This is a genomic window from Lactobacillus sp. PV034 (genome assembly GCF_014522305.1).
In the GTDB taxonomy this organism is placed as follows: Bacteria; Bacillota; Bacilli; order Lactobacillales; family Lactobacillaceae; genus Lactobacillus.
Genome location: NZ_CP041982.1, coordinates 1378854 through 1393580 on the forward strand (window position 1 = coordinate 1378854; position 14727 = coordinate 1393580).

Sequence of the window (14727 nt, forward strand, 5' to 3'; positions counted from 1 at the left end):
AATTTATGGAAAGAGCCACTGCAGTGCAGTGGCTCTTTTTTGTGCTATAATAAAAATTACATTAAATTTTGAGATGTAATAGAAAGTTAGGGTAAGATGCTTTCTCAAAAAAAGAAAAATAAGGACTACACAAATTTTATTATTATAATTGCTAGCTTAATCGTTATATTTCTAATTGGTTTGCTAATTTATAAGAATGTATCTTCTGCTCATACCAAAAGGGCTGAAGAATTTAATCGAACTCACTTTAATGAAAATGTTAAAATTTATGGCATTGCAGTTGGTAAAATGACAGTTTCACAAGCCAGTAAGCAAATTAATAATAAAGCGGATAATAAAGCAACTTTAGATGATAATAAAATAATTCTTTCGCATGTTAATAAGCAAGTAGTTACAAAAAAACAAATAAAGGATTATTTTAATAAGCAGTATACTAAGTATCCCACTAATAAAAGCTGGAATTTTGAAAATCAAGCATTGGTAACTGCTCAAAAAAAGCTTAATGAAGTAAAAGATCGTAGCGTTGAGTATGAGATTGATGGTAAAAAATATAATTTTAAGCGCAGTGAATATTTCGAAAAAGTTTCTTACGATAACGGGGCTTACAATTTTGGTAGTACAAAAAAGTTAGAAGATAAGCAGTATCAATAAAAAAGTTACGACATTTCACAAAAAATATCCCTTTAAATTACCAACCGGAAAAACTATTACTGTTAAAAATGAAAGTTATGGTTGGGCAATTAATACTAAATATTTAATTCCAGCGATTAAAAAGGCATTGTCTGATGGTACTGAACGAATAAATGGTAAAAATTATATTTATGGACTTGGCTTTAGTACTTATGGGACTGGATATGGAATGAGTAATCATGGTTTAGGAGATACTTATATTGTTGTTTCAATTAGTCAACAAAAAGTTTGGTTTTATAAGAAGGGTAAAAAAGTATTAGTTCTTGACGACGTCGTTACCGGTACAGAAACTGGTAATGAAAAGAATACTGTAAGTAATGCTACACCTAAGGGCGTTTGGTATATTGAGTATAAAGAATCTCCAAGTGTGTTAGAAGGCCAAAATGACGATGGGAGTTCATATTCATCTCCTGTTGAATATTGGATGCCTTTTACTGTAAGTGGATGTGGCTTTCATGATGCAAGCTGGAGAACCGATTGGAGTAAAACTGCTTATCTTGCAGGTGGTTCTCACGGTTGTGTAAATATTCGTCCAAGTGAAATTAAGAAAGTATGGGACGTAGTAGAACAATATGAACCTGTTATTGTTTATTAAGTCCTAAAAAAAAGAGAGTTTAAACTCTCTTTTTTTATTTAATTTGGTAATTTATATATTTATTGAGATCTTTTGGACTGAGTCTAACTGTTAAATAAATTCCATTCTCTTTGTATTCTTCATTAAGTACTTGCCCATTCTCGTGAAGGTAAGCAGCTAACTTACCAGCTTGGAGAGGAAGTTTTAAATTAACAACCTCATAGTTAGAGAAAATACGGTTTGTAATTAAAGAAGCTAGTTTTTTAATTGATTGAGGATCTTTAGCGGAATAAAGTATATCATTACCTTCAATTTGAGGATAATTTCTCTTTGTAAGGTCAGCTTTGTTGTATGCTGTAATAACTGGAATATCAGTAATTCCCAACTCTTTTAGTACAGTTTGAGTAGTTTTAATCATTTGAATCATATTTTGATCAGAACTATCAACAATGTTAACCAGTAAGTCGGCTTCTCTTATCTCTTGAAGAGTTGCCTTAAAAGATTCAATTAAGTTATGAGGAAGCTTTGAAATAAATCCTACTGTATCAGAAAGAATAAAACTCAATTTATCATCTAAATTAATTCGACGTACGCTCGTATCTAGCGTAGCAAAAAGCATGTCTTTTTCAAAAACTTGTTTTTGATTAGCACGATCACTAAAAACTTTTAATAATTCGTTCATGGTGGTTGATTTACCAGCATTAGTATAGCCAACTAAAGCTACCTGAGGTAAGCGCGAATTATTTCTCCGAGCGGATTTTATTGTTTCTTGTTTAGAAATATTTTTAAGTTCTTCTTTAATGGCTGTAATCTGTTTACCTAATGTCCGTCGGTTTAATTCAAGCTGAGTTTCACCTGAGCCACGGTTTGCAAATCCACCACTAGCTCCTCCTGAACCACGTTGTTGATCAAGATTATTTTCTGAAGGGTGGAGGCGGGGAAACTCATACTGTAATTGTGCCAGGCGAACTTGAAGCTTAGCTTGTTTGGTTTTAGCACGGTTTGAAAAAATTTCTAAAATCAATTCAGTCCGGTCAAGGACACGTAACTTAGTCATTTTTTCTAAATTTCTAATTTGTGTGGGTGTTAGTTCATCATTAATAATTAAAACTTTTGCTTTTAAACCTTGAGCAGAAGCTTTAATTTGGTTTACTTTACCTAATCCAAAATAAGTACCAGCAGAAATTTTATCAGTTTTTTGATTCGCTTGTCCTACTACTTGCATATGATTAGCTTTAGTTAATTCACTCAGCTCTGCCATGTAATAATCAAAATTAGGATCATTTAAATTAACACCAGCAAGGTAAGCCTTAACCATTTTTTCTTTTGTCTCTATCATCTTTTCACCTCACTATTAGCTTGATTAATGAGAAAATTATAAAAGTTCTGCCTTTAAAAAGCAAACGATTTCAAATTAAGCGTTTAATTCATAATATTTCTAAGGTATATTTATATAAGTGATTAATTTTGGAGGACTGACTGAGATGAATAAGAAATTTTGTCCAAATTGTGGACATCCGATAAAAAATGATGCTGATTTTTGTCCAAATTGTGGCACTAAATTAAATAAGAAACAAGAAAATCCTACTAAAGAAATTCATAAGGAACCATCTTCAACTCAAGCTGTTTCACAAGAGCCACAATCACGAGTTGCTATGGTGAAGAATAAAGCACCAATGTCTAAAAAGACAAAGTTACAAATTGTTATCGCAGCGATTGTGTTGATAATTATTATTTTATTTGTTGGAATAGGTAATTGGTATTATCCAAAAGCAAATCAAGTTAACCGCATTGTTAATACTTTGCAGACAAGTACAGAAGTAAGTAAAGTAATAAAACCTGAAGATACTGCTGTTAAAGTAACCAAAGAAAACAGTAAATCTACGCGAGAATACTTTAAGAATCTAGCTAATGTAGCAGAGACAGAAAATTCATTGGTAAATAATGGCACTTATGGCGATTACACATTAGTTGAAGATGGAAAAAATCTTCTCTTCTTCCCAAAATATAAATTAGAAGTACCAACTTATAATCCAACTGTTACAACTAGCCATGCTAATTCCACAATTTATGTAAATGGAAAGAATGTAGGTAAAGTAAGTAGCGATGGTGCTGATAACTATTCTCATAAAATTGGACCTTTACTTCAAGGAGCATATTCAATCAAGATTAGTTCAAAAGTTCATGGAAAGACTTTAACTGCTAAACTTAATGAAGAAATAAAATCAAATGCTAATATTAGTATGGATATTAAGACTGCTAGTTTTAAAGTTAAGAGTGTACCAAATGGCGTGGTTTATATTAATGGTGAAAAGGCCGGTAAATTAAGTAAAAATGGAATGAAGAAGTTTACTGATTATCCAATTACTGATAATATGAGCCTCTATGTTGAAACTACTGTTAAAGGTAAAAAAGTTAAATCTGAAGTGATGAAAAATGTTGAATCGCAAGTTTATGATGATGAGACTACAACATTAGAACCTGAATTTGCAGGACAAATTTCCAAAACTGATGCTGAGGATCTGTTAACTAGAGTTTTAGATACTGATGATCCTGATGAGGATTCATTTGTTGATGGTAACAATAGTCGTGCATATCACTTAATTGTTGATGCGTTAAAGAAGACAAGTGACATGGATGGTTTTGAAAGTATTGGAGATTGTAAGGTTAAAATCTTAAATACTAAACTTACAAGCAATAGAGAGTCTACTATTAATTTTCAAGTTTCTTATGAATTTGATTTTGAAGATAAAACGAATAAGCAAACTATCGAGTGGGATGGATGTATAATTCAAAATAATGGATCTACCGATAATCCAAATTATCAAATCAAGGAACTTGGAAATTCTAAAATGATTTCAAATGAAGATACAGCTGACTAAACTCAATTATTTATAAAAAAATCCCATCTAAAAAGATGGGATTTTTCTTATGCGTTTTGTTTGTCATGATTTCTTTGCCATTTGGCAATTAATGGCAATATAATTCCGAGTCCAATCATAATTAATGGTTCAACAATGTTTAAAACTAACATATGAATCCAAGTAGGACTACCAAATTTAGCATCAATAGGGATAATACCAAAGGTTGCACCAGTAACGGTTACAATTAAGCACCACCAACCTACAATTAAGGCTAAAGTTCTATTTTTAATGTAAACATATTCAGATTTAAACTTATCATGATTAGCTCTTACTTTAATAAAGGCCCAGAATAAAAGTCCAGTTACATAAGGTGAAACAATACCGTTTAAGTTAAGTAATTGATTAAAAATGTCATTTACTGAAGGTAAAGTAGCACTTAAGAAAAGTAGTACTGAACAAATTCCAGTAGTTAGCCAATATCCGTTAATTGGTAAACCATTCTTATCAGTTTTAGTTAATTGTCTTGGTAAGTAACGCTTAGCAGTATCAGATAGGAAAATTCGTGCTCCACCGTCAACTAAAATAGCAAGTTGCGCAATCATATATATAGCTTGGGTAATGATAAAAAGATAAAGGAAGAAATTCCCTAAACCAAATTTATTTCCCATTGCTTGAAAGGCATAGTATGAGCCATTCATTTTTAAATCATCAGGTAAGTGATGGGCATTAAAGAATACACCAAGAGAAAATGAACCAAAGATTGTTAAAAATGCAGTCATAATTGCCAACATATACATTGCCTTAGGGAAATTCTTAGGACCATCTTTCATTTCAGTAACGTAGGGTGCGATGAACTCAGCCCCATTCATGGCAAAAATTAGAAGTCCAAGTGACATGAAGAACTTCATATCAAAAGTTGGAAGAAAGTTTTTAAATTGGAAAGGCTGGGTAGCAATATGACGACCTTCGCCTAAGTAAACGGCAGTCATGATTACGAAGAGGATAGTCATAATAAACATTGCTCCACCACCAATGATTCCTAGCCATTGTAATGTGTTAGCAAAGCGATGTTGGAAGAAAATAAAGATAACAAAGATTAAAGCGGTAAATAATGCAAAGGCCCAATTACTCATCTCTGCATCACTCAAAGCGTGCCCTTTAAATAGCCAAGCAAATGAGACAACTGTTGAATTTGCGACGTCTACTAAGTAAGGTAAGGAAACTACCCAATAGCACCATGCTGTAATGTAGCCCATTTTGTCACCAGAGGTATGGCGAATCCAAGAAGATAAGCCACCACCATCATTGGAAAAAGTAGAGCCAAGTTGTCCTACGATTAATTCGTAAGGAATAACAAATAAAATTAATAATAAAATCCAATCACTAACAACAGCTAGTCCCTGATTTTGAAAATTATAAATGATGTCATCGAAGCCAATTACGGTTACAAAGTCCATCAGGGCAATAACTGGCCAAGTTAGTTGTTTTCTTTTTCGTGCTGTATCAAACGAATCCATAAAATATACTCCTTTTTATTAAATTTTTAATTTCATTAATAAAAGGGTGGTGGATTGAAATTATAAAATGAAAACAGCACAGAAAAGAAATTTCTCAATTCTTGCTGCAACATGAGAAACTTTACCTTTCTAATAGTCACTTGTGTATTATATCTTACCTAATCAAATTAATTAAGAATATTTAAAACTAACTATTTGCCTTTACAAAAACTCCTTTTTTAATTATTATCTAGTGTAGTAGTTAAGTATTACACTATATCTTTAAAATAGGAGTAAAAATATGACTAAAGTTGTACAAGTAGACAAGATAACTAAAACTTATGGAAAAAAAGGTGAAAAGAAATACGAAGCTTTGAAAGGAATTGGCTTCGATGTTAAACGAGGGGAATTTGTAGGAATTATGGGAGCTTCTGGATCAGGAAAGACTACCCTTTTAAATATTCTCTCTACCCTTGATCAACCAACTAGTGGAAAAGTTCGAATTAATGGTCGTGATATTACAAATTTGAATAAAAACCAAATGGCTAATTTTAGAGGCCAGGAAATTGGCTTTATTTTTCAAGATTTTAACCTGCTAGACAATTTGACTAATCGCGAGAATATTGCATTACCTTTATCTTTGCAAAATGTAAAAAGTAAAGAGATTAATTCGAAGGTTGAGAGAATTGCTAGTAGATTAGGGATAAAAGAAATATTGGAAAAATATCCAGCAGAAGTATCGGGTGGTCAAAAGCAAAGAGTAGCAGCTGCACGAGCGCTTGTGCATGATCCAGCAATTTTGTATGGGGATGAACCTACCGGTGCATTAGATTCAGATAGTGCTACTGAATTATTAGAAACTATGAAAGATTTAAATGAGAAGGATAAAGTTTCAATCTTAATGGTGACTCATGATCCCTATTCAGCGTCTTATGCCCAAAGAATTCTTTTTATTAAAGATGGAAAAATTGGTAAAGAAGTAGTTAGAAAAGATAAAAATCGTGAAGAATTTTATCAAGAAATTATTACTGAATTAGGGAGAAGATAAAATGTTGTGGAAATTATCTTTGACTAGTATAAAAAGCCGCTGGAAAGATTACTTAGTTTTATTTTCCGGACTAACTTTGGCTAGTGCAATTTTTTATATGTTTATGACTTTGGCAACTAATCCATCTTTTCTTAAAGGAAATGTTGCATTGGCTTTTTCAACAACGCAGGCTGTGTATGGCTTTGGGATTGTTTTATTAGCATTAATTACTTTTATTTATATTATTTATGCCAATAGCTTTTTGCTAAGTATGCGGCAAAAAGATTATGCCATGTATATGATGCTTGGAGCACGTTCAAGTAAAATAGGTCGTTTAATTTTTGTAGAAACATTTATTGTAGGAACTTTAGCAACAATTATTGGAGAAATAATTGGTATCGGTTTAACACAATTAATTTCACAATTAATAATTACCCAGTTAGGTTTGGCTATTAACCATTTTGTAGGTTTTTATGTACCAGCTTTATTATGGACATTAGCATTTTTTATTGCCTTATTCTTTTTAGCGGCCTTATGGAATAGACATAAGTTGGTGAAAGCTAATCTGATTAATTTACTTAAAGAGGATCAAAAGCCAATTAAAACCAAAAGAAATACTGCTATAAAGATAATTGAAGCAATCTTAGGGGTGAGTTTTCTAGCAACTGGTTATTGGGCCATGGCACATGCTTCACTCTTGGTGCTTGCTTCAATTCCAATTGCATTTGTGACAATTGTTTTAGGCTCATACTTTATTTTTGATTCTTTATTTACTCTTCTAATTGATTTATTGCGAAAAAATAAAAAATTTAAATATGCAAAATTACATTCTTTTACTTTAGGTCAGTTAAAATTTAGAATTAACAGCTATAATAGGATACTTTCAATTACTTCTTTACTTTTTGCATTGGCCTTAGGTGCCATTACAGTCGGGCTAAACTTTAAGCAGCTTACCGACCAACAGATGGAGTCAACTTACTATGATGTGGTTTTATTTAATCAAAATAAAAAGACTGACCAACAATTAAAGAAAATTACTGTAACATCTACTACCAAGGTTAAATATAAAATTGCTGGAAATTATGCTTATGTTTCAGCAAATCAGATTAAGAATGCTCATCTAAAACGGAATGCTTTTGTGGGTAAAACTGATGAAATTAAGTATAGAACTGAAACTATTAAACCCAATGAGATTAAAGCAGGGAGTAGAACTTATACTGAATTTGCAGAATATATTCCTTATGAAAAAGAGATAAAGGTAGTTTCACAAGCAGAATTTGATCAAATTAAACAACCTTCAAATACAACTATCTTATTAAGAGTTAAGGATTTTCAAAAGAACTTTAACAATGTTGAAAAGCTCCAAAAATTAGCTCTTCCTCAAAATAAAAACGTGGAAGTACAATTAAATTCATCAAAGGCAGCAAGTTATCGACTAATTTTGAATCTTGCTTCTGGATTTGAATTTATGGGTTTCTTTTTAGGAATTGCCTTTCTAGCAATGCTTGCTTCTACCTTGATGTTTAAAGTGTTAAGTGGGGCTAAAAGTGATGGGCCACGATATATTATGTTATGGAAGATGGGAACAAGGACCAGTTTATTAAAGACATCAATTGATTTAGAAATTGGTATTTTATTTATTCTGCCTGCTATCTTAGGAATCTTAGATGTATTATTTGGCTTACAATTCTTTAAAGCTTTATTAGCTCATCCCTATGATAAAATTTGGATACCATTTGGTATTTTCTTGATTTTTTATCTTGTATATTACTTAATTACCGTTAAGTTATATCAAAGTATTGTGCTTAAGAAGATTAAATAGTCACTAAATAAGTTGCAAAATAATTCTCATAAAAAAAGATGCCTTTTACGAGGCATCTTTTTAGTTACTTAAAATTCAGTTTTATTATATTCAGTGACTTTAATGTCATCACCATTCATTTTTAAGATAGTAATTGAACCATTAGCAGGTCCAGGAACTAATGGAATTTCTGGAGCATAACGGCTAACGATACTACGAATGGTCATGCTGTGACTTACAAGTAAAATATTTTCAGCACCATCAAGTTCTTGGATAAGTTTGAATCCTTTGTCCAAACGATCCCAGTAAGCTTTATTATCTTCAGCATCATGATAAGGATCAGCTTCATGAATATAATCTTTGATGATACTCATTTTTTCTTTTAGAAGTAATTCTTGGCGTCGTGGGCGGCCATGTGGTCCACCAATCATTTGCCAAGCTTCATCAGAGTTCATTCCTTCAAAATATCCAAAGAATTGCTCGCGGAAAAAGGGACTGGCAATATGTTGTAAAGTAAGATGGTTACAATTTTTTTCAATGATGTAGTCACATGTGTCAACTGCTCGTTTCAAGTCACTTGAAAGGGCAATATCGAATGGAATATTTGCTAATTCTTCACCTGCATGTTTTGCATCAGTAATCCCTTTATCTGTTAAAGGACTGTCACACCATCCCTGAATTTTATCGTATTTATTAATGATAGTTTGGCCATGTCTAACAAGATAGATAGTTTTCACTTTAAAACCTCTCAAAATATAAATAATAATTGATGTATTGATATATTAACTATAATCAGTTATTATATATAGATATTATTTTAATTATCATAACATGAATTAGGACTTAATTTCTATTACAGTTAATGGAGGGAGATATGACAAAAGAAAGAACTGCAACAGAAAAAGAAAGAGAACGGTTAATTATGATGTGGGTCAGTAGCTGGAAAGAAAAGAATGCTGAAGGTTTTGAAACTGTCTTTGCATCAGATATTCATTACATCAGAAGTTGGGGCCCAGAGTATTATGGGTTACTTGAACTGAAATATTGGTTCAATGAAAGAAATGATCGTAGTACTATTCTTGAATGGGATGTGGATTGTTTCTTTCATGGGGAAAACGAAACAATAACTCATTGGTTTTTAAAGGACCAACCACAACATAAGACTATCAAGTTAATTGAAGGAGTTTCACTAATTAAGTGGGATGACAATAATAAAATAATTTATGTCCAAGATTTTATATCTAATACCCATCGTTCTGATCCTTATAAAACAAGTGAATTTCCAAATTATACCAAGCAACAGCTTGATTGGTTTGATAAATTACATAAATAAAGTTCATAATATTTAAATTATTAATCATTGCTTTGTACAATAAAGATGAAAGCAATGATTTTTTGTATCCTGTGTAAAAGAGGGGATAACTATGAGGTTACAACAGGAAAGAAAAAAAGAAAAAGAGAACAATTAATCAAGTTGTGGACAAAAAGTTGGACTGAAAAAAATAATTTAGGAATTGAAAAAGTTTTTGCACCCGATGTGCACTACATTAGAAGTTGGGGTCCAGAATATCATGGTTTACTTGAATTACAATACTGGTTTAGTGAAAAGAATGATCGTGCTACGATAATCAAGTGGGATATAAATGGGTTTATGCATGATGGTAATGCTACAATTGCTCATTGGGATGTTGAAGAAAAGAAAAATAAAAAGGTAGAGCATTTAGAAGGTATTTCACTTATTAGATGGAATGAGGATGAAAAAGTAGAATATGTGCAACACTTTGCTTCAAATATGAATCGTTTTGATCCTTATCAAAATACAGATTATCCTAATTACTCTGATCAACAAATAAAACGTTTTAATGACTTACATAATTAGTACATTTTATTTAATTCTTAGATCGAACCTTTGTACAATAGTGATGAATGTTTATCAGATTTAGATAGTAAAGAAAGAAGTGGCAAAAATGAAGTTTATTTCATGGAACGTAAATGGTTTTAGAGCAGCTTTGAGACATGGCTTCTTAAGAACTTTTAAGGAATTGGATCCAGATATTTTGGCTATTCAAGATATTAGATTATCTCCTGATGAGATAGAAGTGGAAACTCCAGGATATTATCAATATTGGAATTATTCTGAAGAAAAGAGTTATGATGGTACAGCAATTTTTACTAAAGAAAAGCCACAAACTGTAGCTTATGGAATTGGAGTTCCGGAATTTGATCAACAAGGAAGAACAATTACTTTAGAATTTGAAGATTATTATTTTGTAAATACTTATGTACCATTTTCTGGAGAGCAATTACAAAGATTGGCCTTTAGACAGGCTTGGGATCGTGCCTTTAAAGAATATGTTGAAAGGTTAAAAGAAAATAAGCCAGTAGTAATTGGTGGTGATATGAGTGTTGCTCACGAAGCAATAGATTTAGCTGAACCATCAGAAAATCATCATCATGCTGGTTTTACTGAACAAGAGCGAGATGACTTCACTGAATTACTTGATGCTGGATTTATTGATACCTACCGTTACTATTATCCAAATAAGACTGGTATGTATACTTATTGGAGTTATCGTGGCGATGCTCGTCCAAAGAATGAAGGTTGGCGTCTTGATTACTTCTTAGTTTCAGATGATTTACAAAACAACTTGGAAAGTGCTAATATTTTGACTGATATCATGGGCTCAGATCACTGTCCAGTTAGTTTGAAAATTGATTTAAAGAAGTAGGCGAATAACATGAGAGTTACAAAATTAATTGTTGGAATTTTCTTAATCTTACTTTCAATTTGGTTGTTTATTCATGGTCTATTATTTGGCATAATTGGCTTAAATAATTTACAAAATATTTTTGCAGGTATTATTGAATTAATTATGGCTGGTTTAATATTAGCTGCTGGAATAGTTTACATAGTAACTGAAAACAGAGATGGACTGGGTGGGGACATCACTAATTTTGTTTTACTCTTAATTGCTGGATTAATTAGTATTGGTGGCTGGCTATATAATGGTTTAATATGGTATGGAGCATTGGTACTAGTTATTGGAGTAGGATTTTTTATCTGGCACTTATGCAAAGATAATTAGGAAAAATAAGATTCAAAAAACGCGATGAGTGATCATCGCGTTTTATTTTTCATGATAGATTTTTTTAACATTCTCAATGTCGCTAGGTTGAATAGTATAAAAGGAACCTTGCGGATACATGACAGAAATTCCACTTTGGTGATCAAGACCAATGGCGTGTCCTAATTCATGCTCAACTGTATTAACAATTCGATTATTGCTATAACTATAAGCTGGATTAAGTAAATAATATGAATTAAGCTGGACAGTTGCATGAACTAGGTAACCAGTTAAAGAATTATATTCGGTATTGGTAAGACCAGCTGCATCTGTATCAGAACGATCCATAGATTTAATGACTATTTGAGCGTTTTTCTTATCATTAACCATTTTAAAAGTGAAGGCACCAGTATTATTCCAAGATTTAAGTCCATCAATTGCCGCGTTATACAGAGTAGGGTTCTTAAGATCAACATAGACAGTTGCTTCGTTTTTTTGAAAGGTGTGGCCCTTTTCTTGAGGCTCATCATTGTTTAGCTGATTAAATTTATTAGGGTTAAAGACTCGCTCTATTCGGCTAGAAAGGTAAGGCAAAATATCAGTTGTACCAAAAGTTTGTTCTAAATATGGACGAGAATATAAGTAAGCCAAATTGCCTGCAAGATAAATGAGAACTAAGATTATTAAGTTACGAATAAATTTTTTCATTGTATCCTCAAACTAAATTATATTTAGAGTATATTATAGTCCTAATTAATTGAGAGACACATTAAGATGATTTATTTAGTTGAAAATTAAGAATATAGATTGAAATACAATTTATTTATGAAAATAACTGATTATGATAAAATATTATGCAACAATTGCTAGATATAGGTTTAGGTGAGAAGATGGCTAAAGAATCACAACAAGAATTAGAGCAGCAACATCTTGATGAAATAATGGAAAAGATAAAGGAGAAAGAAAAGTCTCTAGATAAGTCTATTGATTCTGCTCAAGGTGAAGCGCGTAACTTAAACTTTCATTATTTGGATGATGTAAGGCTAGATTATGATGATTATTCTACTTCAATAGAAACTGCACTAACTATCCAACAACAGCAACAAATGCTTAAAGAGCGTGAGCATGCGTGGCAGCAATCTACAAAACAGTTAGATACTTTGCAACGTCTAGAAAAGAGTCCATATTTTGCACGGGTGGACTTTAAGGAAGATGGCGAGAAAGATTCAGAAACTATCTATATTGGTTTGGGTTCATTTGCAGATGATCAAGAACATTTCTTAGTTTATGATTGGCGCGCACCAATTTCATCTATTTATTACGATGGCAAACTGGGGAAAGTTACCTATAATGCTCCTGATGGCGAACGTAGTGTCGATATGACTAAGAAACGCCAGTTTATCATCAAAGATGGCAAAATTGAGAACATGTTTGATACCAATGAGTCAATTGGTGATCAAATGTTGATGAATGTTTTAAACGAAAAATCATCAACTCAGATGAAATCGATTGTTACAACTATTCAGCGTGAGCAAAATAAAATAATTCGTAACACTAGTGCTGATTTACTATTTGTTCAAGGTGCTGCTGGTTCAGGAAAAACGAGTGCGATTATGCAACGAGTAGCTTATCTACTTTATCGTTACCGTGGTAACTTAAATTCTGGCCAAGTAATTATGTTTAGTCCTAACCAATTATTTAATGATTATGTTAAAAATGTTTTGCCTGAGATGGGTGAACAAAACATGGTCCAAATGACTTATTGGCAATTTGTCTCTCGTCGTGTACCTGGCATGAAAGTTGAAAATTTATTTGAACAATTTGAAGATAATAAAAAAGACGATAAGATTGTCAATTTAGAAAATTCCTTAGATTTCTTTAAAGCTGTAACACGCTATGCTAAGCACTTAAATAAGAGTGGAATGCTTTTTAAGAATATCTACTTTAAATCAAAGAAGAAACCATTTTTTGATAAAGAAAAAATCAAAGAAATCTATTATAGCTTTAATGAAAACTATAATTTAAGGAATCGAATTGATGCTACTCAAGAACAATTAATTACCGATTTGAATCATCGTGTAAGTTCAGAAGCTCGAAAAGCTTGGGTAAGCAAAACAATTGAATCTTTAGATCCACAGCAACTTAAGGCCCTTTATGATCGTCCTGACCAAGAGTTCGAATCAGGAGAAAAAGAAGAAAAATTCCTTGCTAAAAAAATTGTTACTAGGGAATTAAAGGGTGTTGCTAAGAAAATTAACCATCATCGCTTCTTAAATATTCGTAGTCAATATTTAGCATTTTTACGTGCAGTACCAAAAATTCTTGATCTATCTAAGTGGAAGATTAGTGAAGCCGAATGGCAAGAACATATTGAGCAAGTCAAAGAACGTTTACGTGATCATAAAATTAAAATGTCTGATATTACTCCTTACTTGTATCTTTATGACTTAGTGACAGGGCGTCGAACTGACTATACTATGCGTTATGCCTTTATTGATGAAATTCAAGATTATACTCCATTCCAATTAGCTTACTTGAAGTATAATTTCCCAAAGGCAAAATTCACGATGCTTGGCGATTTGAATCAAGCTATCTTTACTAAAGATTCAAGTAAAGACTTATTAAGTCAAATCTCTAAGTTGTTTGACCCAGAAAAAACTGATGTTGTTCAGTTAACCCGTTCATATCGTTCTACTAAAGAAATTACTGATTTTACTAAACAAATTTTGCGTCAAGGTGAAAAAATTGAAGCATTTGATCGTAAAGGACCAAAGCCGGCATTTTATAAACGTGATGATATTGAAAAAGAATATCGTGTTTTAGAAGATATTTTGACAGAAAATGATGAGCAAAAGTTAACAACGGCCATTATTACCAAAACTTTGGAAGAAGCTAAACAAGTAGCGCAAGTATTAAAAGAAAGAAATATTAAAGCTACCTTGATTGGCTCAGCTAACCAACGTTTAGTAGAGGGAACACTAGTGATTCCATCTTATTTAGCAAAAGGACTCGAATTTGATGCAGTAGTAGCCTGGGATGTTTCAGAGAAGCAATATCATGAAATGGATGAAACCCAATTACTTTATACTATTGCGTCGAGAGCAATGTATAAGTTAGATCTTACTTATGTAGGAAATAAGAGCCCAATTCTGGATGGTATCAAAGAACAAACTTATGTTAATAGATAAAAAAAGCGAATTAGCCATTATG

Annotated in this window: 12 protein-coding genes and 1 pseudogene; 9 read left to right on the plus strand and 4 right to left on the minus strand. The window is 32.0% G+C overall.

The window, feature by feature from the left end; translation table 11 throughout:
• Window positions 1-96 precede the first annotated feature (96 nt).
• Window positions 97-1285 (plus strand): annotated as a pseudogene (locus tag FP432_RS06940) (L,D-transpeptidase family protein).
• Window positions 1286-1319: 34 nt separating this feature from the next.
• Here the strand turns inward: FP432_RS06940 and hflX are convergent.
• Window positions 1320-2603 carry a GTPase HflX gene (gene hflX / locus FP432_RS06945; protein WP_265488596.1) on the minus strand — a complete coding sequence of 428 codons (1284 nt, stop codon included), beginning with the start codon at window positions 2601-2603 and terminating at the stop codon, window positions 1320-1322.
• A 145-nt stretch (window positions 2604-2748) separates the two neighbouring features.
• Here hflX and FP432_RS06950 point away from each other — a divergent pair, with 145 nt between their 5' ends.
• Entirely contained in the window at window positions 2749-4146 is a 1398-nt protein-coding gene (locus FP432_RS06950) for a TcaA 3rd/4th domain-containing protein (protein WP_265488597.1), read from the plus strand.
• 47 nt (window positions 4147-4193) lie between these two features.
• Here the strand turns inward: FP432_RS06950 and FP432_RS06955 are convergent, their stop codons facing one another.
• A complete protein-coding gene (locus FP432_RS06955; RefSeq protein ID WP_265488598.1) occupies window positions 4194-5645 on the minus strand; it encodes an APC family permease in 1452 nt (483 codons plus the stop codon).
• 280 nt (window positions 5646-5925) lie between these two features.
• Here FP432_RS06955 and FP432_RS06960 point away from each other — a divergent pair, with 280 nt between their 5' ends.
• Together FP432_RS06960 and FP432_RS06965 are read left to right on the plus strand one after the other, a co-directional pair.
• Complete coding sequence (locus FP432_RS06960) at window positions 5926-6672, plus strand: ABC transporter ATP-binding protein (RefSeq protein ID WP_265488599.1); 747 nt, start codon at window positions 5926-5928, stop codon at window positions 6670-6672.
• A 1-nt stretch (window position 6673) separates the two neighbouring features.
• Window positions 6674-8473, plus strand: a complete 1800-nt coding sequence (locus FP432_RS06965) for an FtsX-like permease family protein (RefSeq protein WP_265488600.1) — start codon at window positions 6674-6676, stop codon at window positions 8471-8473.
• Window positions 8474-8541: 68 nt separating this feature from the next.
• Here FP432_RS06965 and FP432_RS06970 read toward each other — a convergent pair whose 3' ends face one another.
• Window positions 8542-9189 (minus strand): histidine phosphatase family protein, encoded by a 648-nt coding sequence (locus FP432_RS06970; protein ID WP_265488601.1) that lies wholly within the window; start codon window positions 9187-9189, stop codon window positions 8542-8544.
• Window positions 9190-9326: 137 nt separating this feature from the next.
• On the opposite strand from FP432_RS06970, the gene FP432_RS06975 reads away from it, so the two are divergent.
• The 4 genes from FP432_RS06975 (at window position 9327) to FP432_RS06990 (ending at window position 11538) form a co-directional block, all read left to right on the plus strand.
• Window positions 9327-9785 carry a hypothetical protein gene (locus tag FP432_RS06975; RefSeq protein WP_265488602.1) on the plus strand — a complete coding sequence of 153 codons (459 nt, stop codon included), beginning with the start codon at window positions 9327-9329 and terminating at the stop codon, window positions 9783-9785.
• A 54-nt stretch (window positions 9786-9839) separates the two neighbouring features.
• Entirely contained in the window at window positions 9840-10331 is a 492-nt protein-coding gene (locus tag FP432_RS06980) for a nuclear transport factor 2 family protein (protein ID WP_265488603.1), read from the plus strand.
• Window positions 10332-10419: 88 nt separating this feature from the next.
• Window positions 10420-11181: an exodeoxyribonuclease III gene (locus FP432_RS06985; protein WP_265488604.1), complete on the plus strand. Its 762-nt coding sequence runs from the start codon at window positions 10420-10422 to the stop codon at window positions 11179-11181.
• A 9-nt stretch (window positions 11182-11190) separates the two neighbouring features.
• Window positions 11191-11538 (plus strand): hypothetical protein, encoded by a 348-nt coding sequence (locus tag FP432_RS06990; protein WP_265488605.1) that lies wholly within the window; start codon window positions 11191-11193, stop codon window positions 11536-11538.
• Window positions 11539-11580: 42 nt separating this feature from the next.
• Here the strand turns inward: FP432_RS06990 and FP432_RS06995 are convergent, their stop codons facing one another.
• The gene (locus FP432_RS06995) at window positions 11581-12225 is read right to left on the minus strand and encodes a matrixin family metalloprotease (RefSeq protein ID WP_265488606.1); all 645 of its coding nucleotides are present in this window, start codon (window positions 12223-12225) and stop codon (window positions 11581-11583) included.
• Window positions 12226-12407: 182 nt separating this feature from the next.
• Between FP432_RS06995 and helD the strand changes: the two genes are divergently transcribed.
• On the plus strand, window positions 12408-14705 hold the full coding sequence (helD, locus tag FP432_RS07000; RefSeq protein ID WP_265488607.1) for an RNA polymerase recycling motor HelD: 2298 nt from the start codon (window positions 12408-12410) through the stop codon (window positions 14703-14705).
• Window positions 14706-14727 lie beyond the last annotated feature (22 nt).